The organism is Enterococcus sp. DIV0660C (genome assembly GCF_017316125.1).
Lineage (GTDB): Bacteria > Bacillota > Bacilli > Lactobacillales > Enterococcaceae > Enterococcus_B.
In genome coordinates this window covers 55,449-75,711 of the sequence record NZ_JAFLWA010000038.1, presented here as the reverse complement: position 1 = coordinate 75,711, position 20,263 = coordinate 55,449, and the positions used below count along the sequence as shown (strand labels likewise).

At 37.6% G+C, this 20,263-nt stretch carries 17 protein-coding genes; 4 read left to right on the top strand and 13 right to left on the bottom strand.

Translation table 11 applies throughout. From position 1 onward, the window contains the following. Positions 1–9: 9 nt before the first annotated feature. The 3 genes from DOK81_RS10435 to DOK81_RS10425 form a co-directional block, all read right to left on the bottom strand. Positions 10–954 (bottom strand): DUF979 domain-containing protein, encoded by a 945-nt coding sequence (locus DOK81_RS10435; RefSeq protein WP_206910625.1) that lies wholly within the window; start codon positions 952–954, stop codon positions 10–12. Between the two features lies 1 nt (position 955). Further along, on the bottom strand, positions 956–1,645 hold the full coding sequence (locus DOK81_RS10430) for a DUF969 domain-containing protein (protein WP_206910623.1): 690 nt from the start codon (positions 1,643–1,645) through the stop codon (positions 956–958). 173 nt (positions 1,646–1,818) lie between these two features. After that, positions 1,819–2,607: a TraX family protein gene (locus DOK81_RS10425; RefSeq protein ID WP_206910621.1), complete on the bottom strand. Its 789-nt coding sequence runs from the start codon at positions 2,605–2,607 to the stop codon at positions 1,819–1,821. A gap of 283 nt (positions 2,608–2,890) precedes the next feature. Between DOK81_RS10425 and DOK81_RS10420 the strand changes: the two genes are divergently transcribed. Then, complete coding sequence (locus DOK81_RS10420) at positions 2,891–3,211, top strand: multidrug efflux SMR transporter (protein WP_067485163.1); 321 nt, start codon at positions 2,891–2,893, stop codon at positions 3,209–3,211. 220 nt (positions 3,212–3,431) lie between these two features. On the opposite strand, the gene DOK81_RS10415 is transcribed toward DOK81_RS10420, so the two are convergent. Next, the gene (locus tag DOK81_RS10415; protein ID WP_206910619.1) at positions 3,432–4,859 is read right to left on the bottom strand and encodes a basic amino acid/polyamine antiporter; all 1,428 of its coding nucleotides are present in this window, start codon (positions 4,857–4,859) and stop codon (positions 3,432–3,434) included. Positions 4,860–5,067: 208 nt separating this feature from the next. Between DOK81_RS10415 and nrdI the strand changes: the two genes are divergently transcribed. Continuing rightward, complete coding sequence (nrdI, locus tag DOK81_RS10410; protein WP_206910617.1) at positions 5,068–5,523, top strand: class Ib ribonucleoside-diphosphate reductase assembly flavoprotein NrdI; 456 nt, start codon at positions 5,068–5,070, stop codon at positions 5,521–5,523. A 198-nt stretch (positions 5,524–5,721) separates the two neighbouring features. Here the strand turns inward: nrdI and DOK81_RS10405 are convergent, their stop codons facing one another. The 6 genes from DOK81_RS10405 to DOK81_RS10380 all read right to left on the bottom strand — a co-directional run bounded on the left by DOK81_RS10405 (position 5,722) and on the right by DOK81_RS10380 (position 13,307). After that, positions 5,722–7,671 (bottom strand): glucose PTS transporter subunit IIA, encoded by a 1,950-nt coding sequence (locus tag DOK81_RS10405; protein WP_206910615.1) that lies wholly within the window; start codon positions 7,669–7,671, stop codon positions 5,722–5,724. 13 nt (positions 7,672–7,684) lie between these two features. Next, positions 7,685–8,581: an N-acetylmuramic acid 6-phosphate etherase gene (gene murQ, locus DOK81_RS10400; protein ID WP_206910613.1), complete on the bottom strand. Its 897-nt coding sequence runs from the start codon at positions 8,579–8,581 to the stop codon at positions 7,685–7,687. Next, the gene (locus tag DOK81_RS10395) at positions 8,568–9,644 is read right to left on the bottom strand and encodes a MupG family TIM beta-alpha barrel fold protein (RefSeq protein ID WP_206910611.1); all 1,077 of its coding nucleotides are present in this window, start codon (positions 9,642–9,644) and stop codon (positions 8,568–8,570) included. The genes murQ and DOK81_RS10395 overlap by 14 nt, the downstream gene beginning before the upstream one ends. A 158-nt stretch (positions 9,645–9,802) precedes the next feature. Beyond that, entirely contained in the window at positions 9,803–10,330 is a 528-nt protein-coding gene (locus DOK81_RS10390; RefSeq protein ID WP_206910607.1) for a histidine phosphatase family protein, read from the bottom strand. Between the two features lie 98 nt (positions 10,331–10,428). After that, the gene (locus DOK81_RS10385) at positions 10,429–11,934 is read right to left on the bottom strand and encodes an Lsa family ABC-F type ribosomal protection protein (RefSeq protein WP_206910604.1); all 1,506 of its coding nucleotides are present in this window, start codon (positions 11,932–11,934) and stop codon (positions 10,429–10,431) included. 254 nt (positions 11,935–12,188) lie between these two features. After that, positions 12,189–13,307 carry a glycerate kinase gene (locus DOK81_RS10380; RefSeq protein ID WP_206910601.1) on the bottom strand — a complete coding sequence of 373 codons (1,119 nt, stop codon included), beginning with the start codon at positions 13,305–13,307 and terminating at the stop codon, positions 12,189–12,191. A gap of 157 nt (positions 13,308–13,464) precedes the next feature. Between DOK81_RS10380 and DOK81_RS10375 the strand changes: the two genes are divergently transcribed. Then, positions 13,465–14,406 (top strand): 2-dehydropantoate 2-reductase, encoded by a 942-nt coding sequence (locus DOK81_RS10375; protein ID WP_206910599.1) that lies wholly within the window; start codon positions 13,465–13,467, stop codon positions 14,404–14,406. A gap of 58 nt (positions 14,407–14,464) precedes the next feature. Here the strand turns inward: DOK81_RS10375 and DOK81_RS10370 are convergent, their stop codons facing one another. Continuing rightward, positions 14,465–15,370 carry an oligosaccharide biosynthesis protein Alg14 gene (locus tag DOK81_RS10370; RefSeq protein WP_206910597.1) on the bottom strand — a complete coding sequence of 302 codons (906 nt, stop codon included), beginning with the start codon at positions 15,368–15,370 and terminating at the stop codon, positions 14,465–14,467. 258 nt (positions 15,371–15,628) lie between these two features. On the opposite strand from DOK81_RS10370, the gene DOK81_RS10365 reads away from it, so the two are divergent. Further along, positions 15,629–16,969, top strand: coding sequence for an amino acid permease (locus DOK81_RS10365; protein WP_206910596.1), 1,341 nt, complete (start codon positions 15,629–15,631; stop codon positions 16,967–16,969). Positions 16,970–17,233: 264 nt separating this feature from the next. Here the strand turns inward: DOK81_RS10365 and nhaC are convergent, their stop codons facing one another. Next, the gene (nhaC, locus tag DOK81_RS10360; RefSeq protein WP_206910595.1) at positions 17,234–18,637 is read right to left on the bottom strand and encodes a Na+/H+ antiporter NhaC; all 1,404 of its coding nucleotides are present in this window, start codon (positions 18,635–18,637) and stop codon (positions 17,234–17,236) included. Between the two features lie 384 nt (positions 18,638–19,021). Next, the gene (locus tag DOK81_RS10355) at positions 19,022–20,245 is read right to left on the bottom strand and encodes a M20 family metallopeptidase (RefSeq protein ID WP_206910594.1); all 1,224 of its coding nucleotides are present in this window, start codon (positions 20,243–20,245) and stop codon (positions 19,022–19,024) included. Between the last annotated feature and the right edge of the window lie 18 nt (positions 20,246–20,263).

Here is a 20,263-nt window from a genome sequence, read left to right as displayed (position 1 = left end):
TCCTCCTAATTATTTAAATAAAATCATATAAGCAATTTGGAATACTAACATAAATAAAGCAATAAATAATTGATTTTTGATTACGCCGTACTTGTCTTTCATTTCTAACATAGCGACTGGCACAATATTAAAGTTTGCAGCCATCGGTGTCAAGAGTGTCCCACAAAAACCACAAGTCAAAGCAACCATTCCAATCAACGCTGGATTTGCTCCTTGACTAAAAACAAATGGTGCACCAATCCCAACCGTCATAACTGTAATTGCTGCGAAGGCATTCCCCATAATTACTGTGAAGATAACCATTCCCACTGCATAGATAATAATCCCAATATTCACGTTTCCTTCAGGAACAATCGTACCGACAGCATTTGAAATCACCGTTCCTACTCCTGCGCTAGTAAACACAGCACCTAATGAAGCAAGTAACATTGGCAACATACTCAACGGACCAACTGTTCCTAACATATCAGCTGCATCATCTAAGAACGTGGTAGGCTGATTGTCGCGAGAAAAGAACATCAAGATTGCCATCGCTGCAAAGACGCCGACACCAACACCGACTAAAGCACCTAACTTAGTGAACAAGGCAAACAGAATTGCAAATACCCCAATACTTAACGCTGGAATAAAAATTTTCATGCCTAGTTTACTTGACATTTTTTCCATATATTCTTTTGAAGGCAAGTGGCTGTCACCTTTGCTGACTCTTTTCGCAATGGCCGGAATCGTCATAGCAAAAATCAAGATACCACTTACTAGCGGTGGCAGCCATCGACCAGCCGCAATCACGACACCTAATGTTGCCCAAAAAAAGGCCGAGCCATAGCGATGCGGATTCGTTTTATCAAGTAGATTTCGTAGCCCTGTATAAATCAAGACTAGACCCATGATGATATATAAAATTTCAAGTAATTTATCACTTAATAAAATAGCAGGATTCGTAAAAAAATTCATCTTATTGCTCCTTTTCTTGAGAATAGTACTTCTTCGCTAATTTCTTTTCTTTTAAATAGAAATAAATGCTAGAAACAACTAATGCCGTAAGGGCTACTGGTACTTCAACCAAGGCTAGTTGTCCTAAAGTCACTTCGTAACCTAAATCTTTTAGTGTTGATTGTACAAGCAAGGCGCCCGCACCACCGATAAATAAAACTTGTCCAAAGAACCAGCAAATATTTTCCATAGCAGATGCCATTCCTTTAAGCTCTTCTTCGTGTTCTGGGTGAACTTTCAGTCCTTTTGATTCAACGGTACCTAATGCCATTGGTAAAATAATTGGACGAACAAAACCTGCAACGCCCCCAAAGCTTACATTAAATGCCGCAAAAATCATTCGGAAAACTCCGTAAATATCGATGATCATGCCAGCTGAAACTTTTTTAAATCGTTGGATCAAAGCGGCAGCAGACTCTTTCAGCCCATTTCTTTCTAACGTTCCGGTTGCTAACATGATAATAATAAAAATAGCCATTCCTCGATTATTTACAAAGCTGGTTCCTAATAATTCAAGCATGCCATTAATCCCTAAACCACCTGTTAAAGCAGTCACGACTAAAGCAACCATCACAATCAAGATTGAATCTAATTTTAGTGCAAAACCAATAATAACAATTAAAACGCCTAAAAGGCTCAGATAATTCTCCATTTGTTTTCATCCCCCAAATAACAAGATATTTTTTAATTATAAAACAAATCCGAATGAAAATATAGATGAAATCAAATGAAAAAACTTCAATGTGCGAAAATTCTGTCAATTGGTTGTCAAAATCAAAAAAACTGTAATCAGTCACACAACGATTACAGTTTTTTATAAGAACTTTAGCCTATCAAGTAGAAGATAAAATAAATGATCCAAAGGTGAACAGGATAAAAAACATAGAAGAAATATTTATTCCATTTACTACCTGTTCCACCTAATTGTCCATTATACAATCCAATTAATGGAATAACTGTCACCATCATAAATTCGTTATCAAAAGTTAAATAACCATACAAACTTTGATATACCGGCATCTGGACGTAACTAGCAATAGCTAGGCCAAGTAAAATCATAGTATAGACAAAAATACCGATGAATAATTTGTTTCTTTGCCTTTCTTCTTGGAAAACAAACATCATAAGCATCATTGGAATCAGATAGATCCCTCCTTCTGATGCTGCCGTGAGTACAAGCAAAACTAAAAATGTCAAAATCAAAATAGTTCTTTGACCTACACTGCTTTGTTTCATGACAGCTAGCACCCACATCATACAAAACAAAAGAAATAGCGTAAGAAAAATATTATGCGGCCCTAAAAACAAAAAGTAATTAGGTTGATGTGTCAAAGGATCAATATAAGCGCCTGTCAGCAATTGATACACGACATTTCCACTTGCCGTGACAAGTGCCGCCAAGCCCAAACGCTTCGCATACTTTGCTCGACTCCGTGTATGCCTGAACCCTTCTACTAATAAGAAGACAAATAATGGTGCAACAAATCTCCCTAACCAAGCTACCCACAAGGGAAAACCTAACTGTGACCCAAAATAACTATTTACGTGATCCACGACCATAAAAACAATTGCGAACCATTTTAATTGAAAACTATTTATTCCTTTAAAAGCCACTCTTGAACCTCCAACGATTTTCATTATTTAATAACATTTGTCAAGTATACTAAGTAATAAGGAATGTCACCATTCTAAGAACAATTATTTCTCTTACAATTTTGTTGGATAATGTTTTTTTATCTTTAGAAATGCCAACGTATGTACAATGTGCTATACTGACACTATCAATCGAATACAAAGCTGCCACCGGGTAGCATATGAGGATGATCATTCCGTTAGGTCTTTGAAGGAATGGTCCTCCTCTTTTTTGTGTTCAAAATTTTAGAAAGGAGCATTGGTTATGGCATGGTTAGAATTAATTGTAGCGGGGGTTCTAGAAGTATTCTGGTCAACAATGATGAAATGGAGTGATGGTTTTTCAAAAGTCAATTATTCGATCTATACGATTATTGGCATGATTGCCAGTTTTTATTTTTTATCAAAAGCCATCAAACACCTACCTATGAGTTTGTCTTATCCTATCTGGACAGGGATTGGAGCGCTGGGTTCCGTTATCATCGGTGTTGTCTTGTTTCATGACAAATTGAATACAGCAACTTGGCTTTTTGTCGGACTTTTATTGATTAGTATCGTTGGCATCAAAATGACAAGTGGTCATTAAAAAAGAAAAAAATGAATTCGGTCAATTTGCGTACGTTACGTCAAAAACAGCTATCATTTTTATTGATTTGTATTACGCTATTAATAGTGTGCAAGTAGCTTTCCCCTTTTAAACAAAGAAGAAGGTAACTAAGGTTCTTCCCCTTAGCTACCTTCTTTGTTTATTATTTCAAGACTTTCTATTCATAACTTTTTTCACTCTTTAAAGAACTTGCTATCAACTACACATGAAGTTTTCCTGTCCCAAATAGAAGTAAGGCTACGGCCCCTACTAAAGTGACTAAAATCAACAAGAAGCGATCGATTTTCACATGGTCGACTGGTTGTTCCTGCTCTTTTCTAGCTTGAAGATAGAAGTAAATACCTGGCAAGAAAAGAACTAAAACGAGCATGACTTCATTAAAAGCAACAACAAACATTGCCCAAACTTGAAAGGCACTTGCTAATAATCCAATCAAAAACTGTCCGATTTCACGACGTTGATAAGACAACTTCATTTGATACAATCCAAGAAATAACCACGTAAAGAAAATTGCTGCCGTCCCCAAAGTATACGCAAAATTATACGCACTATCCGTAAATAAAAGTGATAACAAGAAGACATTTGTACATAACGTTGTTAAAACAATTGCGAAAGTCGGCGCACCTTGCGCATTTACTTTGCCCCAACTGTTTGGCAACAGACCATCCTGTGCCATATTACGCATTGTTTCTACTGGCAAAATCGTCCACGAAAGCCATACGCCAAATAAAGAAATGATCAAACCACCATTTATCACGATGGCTCCCCATTTACCAACCATTTTCTCAAACACGTATCCCATAGCTGGTTGTGTTTGGATCGATTGAAGTTCTTTCATGGGCATCGTTCCGTATGGAAGCATGGAAACTAACACATAAATCAAAATTAAGCCAAGAATCCCTAAAATCGTTGCTTTCCCAACATCTGATTTTTTCTTTGCACGCGAACCAACAACAGATGCTCCTTCAATCCCGACAAAGACCCAGAGCATTACCATGATACAACTTAAAATTTGACTTGAAAATGGAACAACTTGCCCATTGGCTGTCAAAATAATATCACTTGAAAAGTTTGCAATAAATTGTTGAATCGAGAACGTACTGATTGCTACAACAATGAACAAAAAGAGTGGAACTAATTTGCAAATCGTCACGATTGCATTTACGATACTCGCATTTTCTACGCCACGATTGACCAACCAAGCATATCCCCAAAGTAAAAGAGTGCTCATCACCACGGAAGGAATATTTTGGCCACCAGCAAATACTGGGAAAAAATAGCCCAATGCACTCATCAGTAACGTTGCAAAGGCAACATTTCCTAACCAACAAGTCAGCCAATAGCCCCAACCACTGATAAATCCTGCGAACCGACCAAAGCCCGCTTCCGCGTAGCTAAAGATTCCGCCTTCTAAATCTGGTCGTTTCTTGTTCAAATTGTTAATAGACAAAGATAACATCAACATTGCCGAGCCGACAAGTAACCAACTAAAGAGCGCTGCACCTCCTGCTGAACCAGAGATGTCCGTCATGATACCAAAAACACCGCCTCCGATCGCCGAACCAATGACCATGGCAGCTAACGGAATTAGCCCGATCCCTTTTTTCTGTCGCTCTATCTCATTCATGCAAGTATCCTCCAAATAAAAAACCGCTTTTATCAAATTATAACAAACCACTGTTGCTTTTCGTCATTTCATCAAAACTCTCACAAAATTATTATTTTATACATTTTTTTCTAATTATTCACATAACACCGCATAAACATTCGCCTTTTTCTTTCTTCTGTTTCCTAAAAAACATGCTATACTAAACAGACGAATAGGAGGAACTCAAATGAACATTTTATATATCTCAATCTCTGGTAATACGCGTGCTTTCGCTCGTCACTTGATGGAATATGCACAAGAACAACATCAAGAAGATAACACTTTACCTGAAATCACGCTGAAAGAAATTCATGAAAATAGTGATTTTGAACAAGAAACTGAACCCTTCTTTACATTTGTTCCGACTTATTTGGAAGGCGGGAACGGAGTTGATAATGGTGATACTGAAATTTTGACTGAAACGATGCGTGAATATCTAGAATTTCAAAATAATTATCGCTATTGTTTAGGTGTTGTTGGTAGCGGCAACAAAAATTTCAATAATCAATATTGTTTAACAGCTAAACAATACGCGCAACAGTTTGGATTTCCTTTTTTAGCTGATTATGAACTACGTGGTACACCAACTGATGTGGCACAAATCTATCAAACATTGACTCAAGTGTTTGTTGACAATCAATAAACTAGAAGAACATTGATTAGGTAATAAACTTAACCAATTAACGATAAAAAGAATCGCCCGACGACACTTATAAAAGCGTCGTCGGGCGATTCTTTTCTTTGTTGCTTGCTGGAATTACTGTACGTTTGTTCAGATCAAAAAGTTTGAGTGGCTTCTCAATTATTTTTTCGGAGCTGATCGCTTGGAGCTACAACCTTCTTATACTGTTTTCACATCCATCACAGCTGTTTTAGCCTTCATTTCACCTGTTTTTTCTAGAACAAAATTTTCCACATGATCCATATTTGTCAAAAGAACCATCATTGACGTTTCTTTTCCAGCAGCTTTGATTGCATCAAGATCAGCATTTGCTACCAATGTATCAGTCGTCACTTTTTGTCCTTCTGTCACTTTCACATCAAATGGCGCCCCACCAAGATCAACAGTATTGATTCCCATATGAAGTAATACTTCGATTCCATTTTGTGTTGTAATACCAATTGCGTGTTTTGTTGGGAAGACGGATTGAACTGTACCAGCAACTGGAGAATAAATTTGTCCGTTAGTTGGTTCAACAAAAAATCCTTCTCCCATCATCTTTTGCGAAAAGACAGGATCACTTGCTTCTTCTAATGATAAAACTGTTCCATCAGCAACTGCTGTCAATACAACTTCATTTGTTGTTGCATTGCCACTTGTTTCTTCTGCTAACGCTTCTTTTTCTAATTGTTCTTTCGGAATTCCAAAGAAGAATGTTGCCACAAATCCACCTGCATAAGCTGCAAGTAAACCTAGAACATAGCCCCACCATTTACCATCTGAAATTAATGGAATCAATGCTGCACCTGAAGGCCCAATAGCAATCGCACCCACATTACCAATCATTCCAATCACTGCACCACCGATACCACCACCAATACATGCAGTGATAAATGGACGACCAAGTGGTAAAGTTACACCATAAATTAGTGGTTCACCAATTCCTAAGATACCAACCGGCAAAGCACCTTTGATCATTTCTGTTAATTCTTTATCTTTTTTACAACGAACCCATAAAGCTAACGCTGCACCAACTTGCCCAGCACCTGCCATCGCAAGAATTGGAAGCAATAGTGTACGACCTGTTTCATCAATCATTTGCACATGAATTGGTGTCAAAATTTGGTGTAATCCAAACATAACCATTGGTAAGAATAATGTTCCTAGAACAAACCCTGCAAATGCTCCGCCAACATTTAATACCCAATCGATTCCGCCGACCATGCCGTCTGAAATAAATCCAGCTAATGGCATAATCAAGAAGATTTCCACTAAGCCAATTGCGATCAGAGATAATGTTGGTGTCACGATGATATCAATTGAATCTGGTACCACTTTGTGTAATTTCTTTTCTACTATTGAAAGTAACCAAACGGCAAAAATTACACCAAGAATCCCACCTTGCCCCGCTGCCAAAGCTTCACCAGTAAATAAATTTTTCAATGGGGCTTCTGGATTCATTCCAGTTAGCATCACAACGGCACCAATTACCCCACCAAGAGTTGGCGTTGCACCGAAAACTTGTGCTGCGTTAATCCCCGTGTAGATGACTAAGTAGCTGAACATTCCATTTTTCAGGATATTCATTACATCGATATATTGTTGCCAAGTTGCTGCATCAAGACTTCCTGCTGTAACTAAGTTAGCCAATACAGCGGCAATCCCCGCGACAATCCCCGTTCCAACAAAAGCGGGAATCATTGGTACAAAGATATTAGAAATATCTTTTAAGATTGATTTGATTTTCGATGGTTTCTGTTTTGATTTTTGTGCTGCTTTCATTGCTTGTGCTCGTTCGTTCACCAAATCTTTGCCTGAATTTGCTGCGTGTTCTGCTGTAGCATGCTCTGGCAATTTTTCACCTAATTTCACACCCGCGAGATCAACCATTTGTTGAGCAACTTTGTTTACTTTCCCAGGGCCGATGATTACTTGTAGTTGTTCATCTTCAACAACACCTAAGACACCTGGAATCGCTTTTAATTTTTCTATGTCAACGAGTTCATCATCTTTGATTTTCATTCGTACGCGTGTCATGCAGTGGACAATGCTTTCAACATTGTCCATTCCACCAGATTCTTCATAAATACGTTTTGCTAGTTCTTCTAAAGTCAATTCATTTTTAGCCATCAGTTGCTCCCCCTTATAAGGTTCCTTTTACAAAACCATTTGCCTCAACTAATTTATCCTGCGCTGTTTCTTTATCACTATTTGTTAAAATCATAACGATTGCTAATTTAACATTTTGTTCTGCTTCATTAAAGTATCGCTCAGCAGTTTCATAGTCAACTTCTGTTGCTTGCATGATAATTCGTTTTGAACGTTCCACTAATTTTTCGTTGGTTGGTTTAACATCGACCATCAAATTATTGAAGACTTTTCCAATACCAATCATGCTGATTGTTGAAATCATATTCAAAATCAATTTTTGAGCTGTCCCAGACTTCAGACGCGTTGAACCAGTCAAAAATTCTGGCCCTGCATCGACTTCGATTGGGAAATCTGCATGTTTACTGATTTCAGCATTTTTATTGCAAGAAATCGTTGCAGTTAATGCACCAATTGAACGTGCATAATCTAAACCGCCAATGACATAAGGTGTGCGTCCGCTTGCGGCAATCCCGATGACCATGTCATTTTTCGTTAAGTTTAAATGGATCAAGTCTTCTTCGCCAAGCTCGAATGAATCTTCTGCACCTTCAACAGCCACGGTCATTGCTGCCTCACCACCTGCGATTAAGCCAATCACCATTTCTGGCTCAACACCAAATGTTGGTACACATTCTGCTGCATCTAGTACACCTAAACGACCACTTGTACCTGCACCCATATAAATCAAACGTCCACCTTTTTTAAATGAGTCAATCGTGTGGGCAATCACTGGTTCAATACTGCCTAGTTCTTTTGCAACTGCTTCTGCGACTTTTTGATCTTCACGATTCATCAATTCAACCGCTTGGGTTACGCTCATCTCATCCAGTCCAAATGTTTCTTGGTTTCTACGTTCTGTTGTTAAGTTCTCTAAATTAATTTTGCTCATCTTTTCTTCCCTCTTTACGAATTAGTTGGTAGTTGGTACCTGCATGAATCTGTTGAATCAATGGCAAGTCTTCTGCAATCACTTGAGCCACGACATTCACTTTTTCATCAGCAGGTAAATTTCTTTTGATTACTTGAATCTCACCCATGTAACGAAGATAATTCTCATTGTCGATCGTAACGCTTCCGACTGTTCGTTCAATCGTTTGATTAGGTGAAATTGGCGGGATTTTCTTAAATCGTGCGTCAGCACTTCGAATGACATCTCTTGCTTCGTCTTGGCGATTAACGTGCGTTCCTAGGACTAATTCACTCAAGTTTTCATCAATTACTTCTACTTGTAATGAAATCATTTGTTCATTTTGATAAGTTGCAAATTGTCGTTGCACGCTTTCTGATAAACCTGCATCACCAATGTAAATCAAATCCGTTTTACACTCAGCTAACTCTAGAGCTGCTGCTAGTGGATGTACACCACGATGTTTTTCTAAAGTAGGTAATCCTTGATATAAAGGACCTCGTAAATCAGTATCACCAGCAACAAATCCTTGAATTGTAAATCCTTGATCAGCTAACCATTGATTTTTTTCTTGATACCATGATTTAGCTAAGCCCGTTTCTGGACGTGGATAGTAATTATGCCACGCTTCAAGATTAGAAAAATCTGCTTGATACCTTTTTAACTCGCTAATATCTTCTGGTGTGATCGTGCTAGCATTTAAACTAATCTTTAATTGATGTGACCAATCAGCAATCTGTTCATTTGATAATTCATAGTCCATTCGTAAACCGGTTACACCGATTTCTTTTAGTGGTGTTAGATCAGTGAACGAAAATCCGGCTCGCTTCAACGCATCTCCTGAAATATCCACCATTAGTTCTAGCTGATTTTTTTTCGCTTCTTCACCCAATTCCCTTAGTCGTGCTTGATAAGCACTGACGTCATCTTCTGGAATATGCATCGAAGTAAAGATACCAATAAAACCGCTAGTTGCCATTTTATGAATGTACGCTTTCTTTTGCAGAGTTAATGGCTCATTCATAAATATTGAAAACCCAAACATGTTTATCCCTCGCTTTATGTATCCGTCTTCATTTCTATGAACAGAGTATAACGCTTAAGAAATGAAATTTCAATGCTTTTGTAAAAATAATTAAATTTTATTTCTTTAATAAACAAAAAAATAGCGTGACTATTCTTTGTCACGCTACTTTTACTCATTTAGTTGTAAGATAGTAATTCGGTATTTTCCACAAAGAAATCAAAAAATTTATCATTTGGCATTGGCGTAAAATAAGCATTGATTGCCCGGATCAACGCATTATGACAGACTAACAGATAAGTATTTTCTTCATCTGCTAGACATTCCTGTAAAACTGGTACTACACGCGCGTACATATCAAAGAGTGACTCACCTTCTGGAAATCGTACCCCAAATTCTAAACGTGCTTCTTGAAATATCGTTTCATTACTAGGCATGCCATCATATGCACCAAAATCCATTTCCATCAAACGTGCGTCAGCTACTAGTGGCAAATCTATTTTATCAGCAACAGCTTGTGCTGTATCTTTTGCTCGTTGTAATGGCGAATGAATGATTTTAGTTACTGGCACCTCAAGTGTCGCAACTTTATCTGCTAATGCTTTTGCTTGCTGTCTTCCTTTTTCTGTTAAAGGAACATCTGCTCTTCCACAAACAAGTCCTTGAACATTCCAAGTAGTTTCTCCATGCCTAGTTACATATAACATCTCATAAAACTCCCTTTGCTCTTTGTCTTTGATTTTTACAAACTACCTACAACATACCAAAAGCTGGCAATAACGTCCACCTTTCAAGTAAATAAGAACTAGTTAATCGGCATTAAAGTAATCACTTGATTCGCGACTTTCTTCAAGAAAGTTTGGTCATGTTCCACAAAGAGCATTGCTGGTTTTATGCTGAGTAACAATTGCTCTAGTTGTTCTTGATTGAACACATCTAAATAATTCAAAGGTTCATCCCAAATATATAATTCAGCAGGTTGCGCTAACGATTTCGCTAACTCAACTTTTTTCCGTTGCCCCATACTCATTTGTTCGATTTTATTATGAAAGACTTCGCGTTCCATACCTAATTTTCGCAAATTGTTTAAGAAAGCTTGATAGTCCACTTGATTTTTTTCAGCAAATTCACTAAGTGTTCCACGATTATCTTCATAATTTTGGCGCACATAACTGATGCGAAGATTCTGAGGATAACTCACTTTTCCATCAGCAGTTCCTTGAAATTGATCGAGCAAATAGTAAATTACTGAAGACTTTCCAGCACCATTTGGTCCCGCTAATGCAACTCGTTCCCCCTGTTCAACCGCAAAACTAATTTTTTTAAACAATGGTGACTCATAGCCCAATTGTAAATCTTCAACACTCAACAAACGTTTATGATAGGAAGGCTGATAATTCATTGTCAACGCATCGATATATTCAATATCTTTTAACAATTTTTCTTTTTCACCAATCTGGGTTTCCATTCGATTGACGATTGCCTTCGAGCGTTTCATTGTTCGAGCAGCGTCCGCCCCAATTGCTCCAAGGTTTTTTCGGCGGTCTTCCGTATCAACAAATCCAACACGCTTCTTCGTTTTATCGCCTTCACGGGAACGAGACCATTCTGCTTTTTCTGCAGCTGTTTTTTTTAATCGACTAACTTCTTTTTTTATTTTTTCATTCTGCGCCAATTCAAATTCATCACGAAGGCGTTTTTGTTCTTCATAAACAGTAAAATTTCCTTGATAGAGCTCTAACTGTGTTTTTTCAATTGCCAATACATGATCCACCACTTCGTCAATAAACGTTCGATCATGACTAACCACAATAAATCCTTGATGTTTCTTCTTCAAGTATTTTGCTACTTGTTGCCGACCTGCTAAGTCTAAATGATTCGTTGGTTCATCAATCAAAGGAAAGTGCGCTTCGTCTACAAATAACAATGCCAATAAGACTTTTGTTTTTTCTCCACCAGAAAGAGTATCAAATGGACGCCACAATATTTCCGGATTTGTTCCCATCAAATTCAATTCGCGTTCAATTTCCCAAATCTCAAAGTCAGTCACATCAGTCAAGACATAATAAGTTAAGCGACTAGTATCTTGTGTTTTTTGCGGAAAATAGACAAATTCCTGTTGATGGGTGATTTGTCCTTGATAAGGTAATTTGTTTTGTAAAATCATTAAGAGCGTTGTTTTACCACGACCATTTCGGCCAATCAATCCTAATTTCCATTGTGTATCGAAGTTTAAGTTCGCTTCATTAAAAATAGTTGTTTCTTGGTTATCATAACCAAAAGTTAGTTGTTTTATTTCAATTTTAGACATCAATCATTCACCTCGTAAAAAAAGCCCAGTCCTATTCTCAGAACTGGGCACAAGGGTATGGGCACAAAAAAAGACCCCTCCATTGAAAAACTAGCCAATCCTGAAAATCTGCACACTGCTCCCTTGTCTTCTCAAGGTACAGTCTGAATGCAGCTTCAATCAATTGACTTATTTTTTCAATGCACGGATCCCTCACTTTGGCTTATTTGCCTATTACGTTAACATAGAATTTAAATTTTTGTCAATCAAAAAAATTAACATTGGATAAGGTGACAAATATTTCCTGCCAAAATAGCAATATTTTCCATTGTTCGTTCATGTTCCATTGCCTCATCTAATCGAATTGGCCCTAATTGAATACTAAAAACTGCTGGTAAATAGTTGGTTAATTCACCTAGATCCGGCTGGCGACTACCACAAAAAGCAACAATCGGTTTATTGTATTTTTTTGCTAACACAGCGACACCATAAGGAACCTTTCCATGAATTGTCTGTTGATCGATTCTTCCTTCACCCGTAACAATCAAATCTGCCTGTTTGATTTTTTCTTCTAATCCAATCATTTGGCTAACTAATTCAAAGCCATTAATCATCTGTGCCCCAAGCAAAAATAACGCACCACCTATGCCACCAGCTGCTCCACTTCCCGGAATTTTTTCAAGATCAATTTGATATTCCTTGGACCATTGTTCTGCTAGCTTTTTTGCTTGTTTATCTAAAAATTCAATTGTTTCAGATGACGCTCCTTTTTGTTTCCCAAATAATCTTGCTGCTCCATATTCACCGGTATATGGACTAGTTACATCCGCAGCAATCCATAATTTTGTACGGAAAAAGTGTGCTTTACTTGCTTGAAGATCGACTTTTTTCGTTGTAAGCAATGGGTTGCCATCTGTTATGCCTTCTAGCTTTGCACCTAAAGATTGCAGTAAGCCCAACCCACCATCTGAACAGCCACTGCCACCTAGTGTAACAATCATTTCATCGACTTCTTGCGCTAGTGCGTCCTTAATCACTTCTCCCAATGCAAAACTAGAAGCTAGCCGAATCGTCTGATCGGTTGCCTGTTTCAGTAAATCAATTCCAATCACTTCAGCTGACTCAATCACCGCAATTTTTTTCCCTTGCCACTGTGTAATCAAATAGCGACTTTCATGTTTTCTAAATAACAAATCGATTCCAGAAAAATTTTGCCATTTTCCGCCTAACGAGTGGAACAAAGCCTGCGCTGTTCCTTCTCCACCATCTGCAATAGGGATGTTCACCAACTGGTCAGCTGAGTGAACAGCTTGCCAACCTTGAGCGACTGCTTGATTTAATTCAAATGAAGTCGCGCTTCCCTTAAATGAATCAATTGCAACTAAAATATTCATTTACTTTCGCCTCCTAATGTACGATTTTGGGATTCTCTTTCTCTCAGTTAGACACTTTTATTCGTTTTTATCAAACAAAACAATCCTAATTTTTACACTTTTTCTATATACTAGAATAGAACTGTTTAAGAAACAAATTTCAAAGGAGAGATTTGACATGAAAATTGCTATCGCTGGTGCAGGCGCAATGGGTAGCCGAATCGGACTAATGCTTCATCAAAGTGGGAATGACGTGATTTTGATTGATCGTTGGCCTGCACATATTGAAGCTATTCGCAAAAATGGTTTGGTTGCAGACTTCAATGGGGAAGAAGTTGTTGCCAAAATTCCTATTTATTCACCTGAAGAAATGATTGAAAGTCACACACAAGTCGATTTGATCGTTGCCTTAACAAAAGCAAATCAATTAGACGACATGTTTCATGCGATTCAATCAATTATTACCGAGCAAACCCACGTTCTTTGTTTATTGAATGGCTTAGGACATGAAGACGTGTTAGAAAAATATGTACCGAAGAAAAATATTTTATTTGGTATCACGATGTGGACTGCCGGGTTGGATGGACCAGGAAAAGTAACATTATTAGGCAATGGTGAAATCGAATTAGAAAATCTTGAACCTGAAGGCGAAGCGTTTGCGCATGAGATCGTTCGCATTTTTGATGAAGCAAACTTGAATCCTGTTTATAGCCGAAATGTTCGTTATTCGATTTGGCGTAAAGCTTGTGTCAATGGTACGTTAAATGGCTTATGTACGATTTTAGATTCCAACATCGCTGGCTTTGGTGAACAACCTGTCGCAAATGCCATCGTTGAAACGATTGTTGCAGAATTTGCCGCTGTTGCCGCTGAAGAAGGTATTCAACTTGACCAACCAGAAGTCAACGAGCATATTGCAGCAACTTATGATCCTGCCAATATCGGTCTTCATTATCCTTCAATGTATCAAGATTTAATCAAAAATCACCGTCTGACCGAAATCGACTACATTAACGGTGCTGTTTGGCGTAAAGGACAAAAATATGGTATACAAACACCCTATTGTGCTTTCTTAACACAACTCGTTCATGCAAAAGAAGGGCTTTTGGGCGCAAAATAAAAAAAAGAGCGTAAACCAAGTGGCTTACGCTCTTTTTAATGTATCTTTTTAATTACCTTCACTTTTTCAACCTTGCCAACAAATCTGCTTGATACTCGTAGCGCTCAAAAATTGATTCATCAATAGTTAAGAAACGCTGTGCCCAGTTTGGCGCATCAAAGAAATCAAGAATTTCTGGCGCAATTGGTTGATAAGCTTGGTTAAGGAATTCGGGTAACTCATCCAAAGACCGTTGCGACAATAAAAAGATATTATCTGGATGATAGCATTGATAATCAAAAATCACATCGTTTCCAGTCACTAATTTTTTCTGGAAGTATATAGATTCAAACGTTCGCAATGTCACACCCTGTTGTCCTGCGCGCAATAATTCCAAAATTCCTCGGCTTTTTGCCACTAATCTCAAATATTCCGAGTAACTTAAATAACCAGCTTGTTCGTTACCTCTCAATGGTAAAATAAAATAATTAGTGGTTACCGCCCTTGACGAAAATTCTGCTTGATACTGTTTTGCAATTTCCTTTCGACCATTGTCAGTCGCGCCAAAAAATAAATCTGTTGTGATTTGTTCCTGTGGTAATTGAACATTGGCAGAGTAAAAAGAGCTGTTATGTTTTAAACCTAACGTATGTGCTTCCAGCGCATCAAAATGATAAACTTCATCAATTACTGATTCGTTTTGTATTTGCCTCAATAATTCATAATGTTCCTCTTTAAAGTGATTCCAAAAAAAGACGACAATTTTTGCACGTGTCAATGGACGAACTTGCATAGCCATCGCTACCTCAAATCCAAAATCCAAAAAAATAATCAGTTGATATTGGCGAAATTTAGCAGCATTTATTTGCAGAAACTGTTCGTCAAATAGCTCTTTCCCAGAAATCACTTCAAATGAATCAATGAAGGGAAAAAAATATAAGTTTTTGTCTTTTGCAACAAGTAAAATTTCATGATTGTCAGTCATTTTATTCTCCTCACTTTCCATAAATAATTTTCCTAATCATAGCTCTTATAGAAATAGAAAAGCGAGTATTATGCTCTGAATTGATAAAAATTAATTTCTCTTTTTATCAATTCTTTTCATTTTTATCTTTTAATTTTATGATGATTTGATTAAAGTATCCAAAGAAATTTTTAGAATAGTTGAAATTGTCAGAATATTTGGTATTATTAAGCAATGTTATTTTTCATTCATGAAATATGTAAAGAAAAGAGGTTATTTATGGAAAATACAAAATTAAAAAAACAAATGAGTTCACGTCATATTACAATGCTGGCATTAGGTGGCGCGATTGGTGCAGGTTTATTTAAGGGAAGTGGCGAAGCCATCAGCATCGCGGGGCCTTCCGTTTTATTAGCATTTGCTATTGGTGGGATTGTTTTATTTATTGTTATGACTGGTTTAGGAAAACTTGTCTTAGCTGGTGAGAACCAACATGGCTTGTCTGGGTTGATCCGCCCTTATCTTGGCGATCACTCTGCCGACTTTATTGACTGGGTTTACTGGTCACTATGGATGATCAATATTATTGCAGAAGCAGTCGCAGCGGCATCTTTTTTACAACTTTGGTTTCCTAATGTCCCTGCTTGGATCTTCGTATTGGTTTTAGCGCTCCTCACAACACTGATTAATCTTTATTCTGTGCGACTTTTTGCTGAAACAGAATATTGGCTAGCTTTTGCTAAAATCAGTGTCATTATTGCACTCATTCTTTTCGGACTTTATTTAGTTGGACAACAGATGTTTGGACATGGCGTTTTCCCCACCTTACAACAAATGACGAACCACGGTGGCTTTGCTCCACAGGGAATGAAAGGGGTCATTAATTCTTTATTAGTTGTGATTTATTCTTACGGTGGTTCTGAATTGATTGCTATTACGGTTAGTGAAGCAGACGATCCTAAAAAAGCCATCCCAAAAGCAGTCAAAGGTGTGATGGGACGAATTGTTTCCTTCTATATTATTCCTTTATTTCTACTTTTGATCATTTTCCCTTGGAACACACTTGCTGACAGCAACGTCAGCCCTTTCGTAATGGTTTTTGAAAAAATGAATATTCCATTTGCTGCGGACATTGTCAATTTTGTCATCGTTTTAGCTTTGTTTTCTTCCATCAATTCAGGCGTCTATGCAGCTTCACGTACACTCTTTTTCCGATTGAAGGATAAAACAGGTGCTGCAAAAACATTTGCGGTCTTAAACAAACATCAAGTCCCTCAACGTTCAGTGTTCTTTTGTACCAGCGTTCTTTACCTTGGTGTCATCCTTTCTTACTTTGTTGGTGATGAGTTATTTGGTTATCTAGCAGGCTCACTTTCTTACACCGTTTTAGTCATTTGGTTGATGATTGTTTCTGCTGCTTTTGTTCTTTCACTAAAGAAAGGTACTTTGTTCGATAAAAGCCTCAATCTTTTTGCGTTAGTTGCATTGTCGTTAATCTTCATTGGTATCCTAATGACCAATATACTTGGTGTTACTTTATTGACTGCTTTACTTTACTTAATTATTTTCTTTAGCTATCGAAAACCAAAGGAATCTTTAACTTTATCTGATAAATCCTAACAAAAAAGAAGGATGACAAACCTTTCGTCATCCTTCTTTTTTCTAATTACTTTAATGGTGTTTAAAAAGTAACTCCTCAATGTCGCTTGTATTCATTTCAAAATATAAAAAACTATTTTTGCTAGTCACTCATTTTTTTTTGGAACTAATCACTTAGAACCACAACTTTACTAGACAATTAGAGGGTAAAATCAACAACTTTTGATTTTACCCTCTAATCTTATTTTTCACGACCTATTCTTCCTGTTTTTAAATATGCCGCTCTTATTCAGAAACTAATTCTGTTTCATCTTCTGTTTCAATTTTTGAAATACCTAAACCAGTGAAAGCACTCACCATTGAAAAGACTGGCGATAACAAACTAAAGAAAACAAATGGTAGGTACGTTAACGTTGGAACACCAAACGTACTTGCCACGAAACTACCGGCAATCCCCCAAGGAACTAAGTAATTAATAACTGTCCCTCCATCTTCCAGTGTTCTTCCTAAAACGGTTGGATCAAGTCCAGCTTTTTTGAAGGTATCTTTAAATGCATTTCCTGGTAAAATGACAGATAAGAATTGTTCACCAATGAAAACATTGACCCCAATACTTGTTAATAATGTTGTAAAAATCAATTTTGGTGTGCTGGTCATTCGCTTAGAAACAACATCCATCACAGTTGAAATCAACCCAAATTCAATTAACAAACCACCTAGAGATAAAGTCAAGATGATCAATGCAACGGTCGGCATCATACTTTCGATTCCTCCGCGGCTTAGCAACGCATCAATTTGCTCATTCCCAGTATTTGCCACAAATCCTGATTCAATTACAGAAGCTAATTGATTCACAGATGTTTGTGGATTTTGAATAAAAATCATTCCTACTGCTACAGCAATATTCAATAAAATGGTTAAGATGGCTGGTACCTTTCGCCATGCACATACTAACATTAAAACAAGTGGAATCAATGACCAAAATGAAATTGTAAAATTGGCTTCCAACGTAGTTGTGACTTCACGGATAGCTGAAAGACTTGCACCTTTATCCGTATGACCTAAGAACATGAATAAGAAAAATGAAAGTACGAATGCCGGAACAGTTGACCACATCATATGTTTGATATGTTTAAATAAATCTGCATCGACAATCGCTGCTGCCAAGTTCGTTGATTCTGACAACGGAGACATCTTATCTCCAAAGACAGAACCAGAAACAATGGCTCCCACGACTAAAGCTGGACTTAGACCTAGCGTTGTTCCGATACCGAAAAAGGCAATACCAATCGTTGACATAACTGTAAAAGCACTACCAACTGCACTCCCTACAATCGCACAAACGACAAAGACAGATGGGACAAACCATTGAACACTGATCAAATCAAACCCAATCACCATCAAGGTTGGGATAATGCCCGCTTGAATCCAAACTGCGATCAATGAACCAACTAAAATAAAAATAAAAATCGGAATAATTCCTGGCTTGATTCCATTAATAATTCCCTCATGCAACCATTCTGAAGGGTATTTCTTTACAACAGCGTAAATCATGACCATCCCGATAGCTGCTAAAATGGCAATATTTGGTGAGATTTTCAATCCCACGACCCCAACTGCAATGCTCAATACGACGACTGCTAATACTAATGTTGCTTCTACAAAACTCGGATTTGCTTTTTTCTCCATGATAATTTCTCCTTTTTTAGTTAAAAATATTAGGTACTAAAAAAGAAATAATATCGAATCATCCCGCCACAATTCATTTTGGCTTCCTCCTCTGACTAAAAATAAAAAGACCCGTTTTCAACTAAGGACGAATTGCTCCGCGGTACCACCTTAATTAAAAACAGATCTGTTTTTCACTTTAAATAACATATTTTATTGTTTGAACTTTTCATGTAATTCGTTAACAAGGCTTGATCGGTTCGCAGCAACCACCGACTTTCTGAACAAAACACCTCTGCTACTACTGTTGAAAAGATGACTTTCATGAAGTTTACATCCTCAAGAAAAATTTGTCAACAAAAAAATCTGATTTATTTTTCTTCACTCAAAATAAAAGATAACAGTTTAGAAAGAAGATCCCTGTTCTTTCTTCTTCGCAAGCTGTTCTTGATGCTCTTTTTTTATTCTGGCTAATGTTTCTGGTTGTTGAAGCAAATCAAGTGCTGTCTTCGCTAAAAGTTCTGCTGCAATCGCAATCGATGCTAGTCCCTTTTCGCTTCTTGCTGCTGCTTTAAATTCAGTTGAATGCCCTGCAATATACGAATCAGAAATAGAGACTGTTGGTTGAATTGTCGGGATTACCTGACTAACATTTCCAACATCAGATGAACCTAAGCTTGTACGTTGTTGTGTTTCAATCTCTTCATCTGGAATCTCCAATTCTTGAAGATGATCAAAAAAGAGAGCATCAAACGAAGGAGTGACCACCACATCATCTACTGCATTTTGGAACAATCCAAATTCATAAGAAGTTCCAGTGCTGAGTGCCGCACCTTTCACGATATTTTCAACTTTTTGATAGACTTCATTCAACGTTTCACGGTTAGCTGCTCGCAAGTAGAAGCGTCCAGCTGCATATTCAGGTACAACATTAGCGGCAACTCCGCCGTCTGTAATAATGCCATGAATATTGACATCCTTTGGCAAATGCAACCTTAACCCGTTGATCCCGTTGAATACTTGAATCAACGCTTCAAGTGCATTGATCCCTTTTTCCGGTGCTCCTGCAGCGTGGGAAGCAACCCCGTAAAATTTAATATCAACTGGATCATTTGCTAAAGATTCAGTAGTTTTTCCATAACGATAGGCTGGATGAACACAAAGCGCAGCATCCACATCTTCAAAAAGTCCTTCGCGAACAAAACTTCCTTTCGCTGAGCCATTTTCGCCGCCTTCTTCGCCAGGTGTCCCATAGACTCGAATCTCTCCGCCAAATTCGTTAATCCATTCTTTTACTGCGCTAGCCGCTAATACTGAATACGTTCCAAATAAGTTGTGTCCACATGCATGACCAATGCCTGGCAATGCGTCAAATTCAGCTAAGAAAGCAAGAGTTGGCCCAGGTTTTCCTGAAGCATAACGAGCATCGAAACCTGTTCGATGACCCGCGACTTCTTTTTCAACAGTAAATCCTTCTTTTTCCAGTTGTTTAATCAATGCTTCTGAAGAAAAAAATTCATAGTTGCTAACTTCTGGATGATCGTGGATTGTTAAGGCTAGCTCTTGATATTCTGGTAATCTTTCAGCAATAAATTCTTTCACAGATGTTGTCGTTTGTGTTGTACTCATAAAAAATTCCTCCCTTAG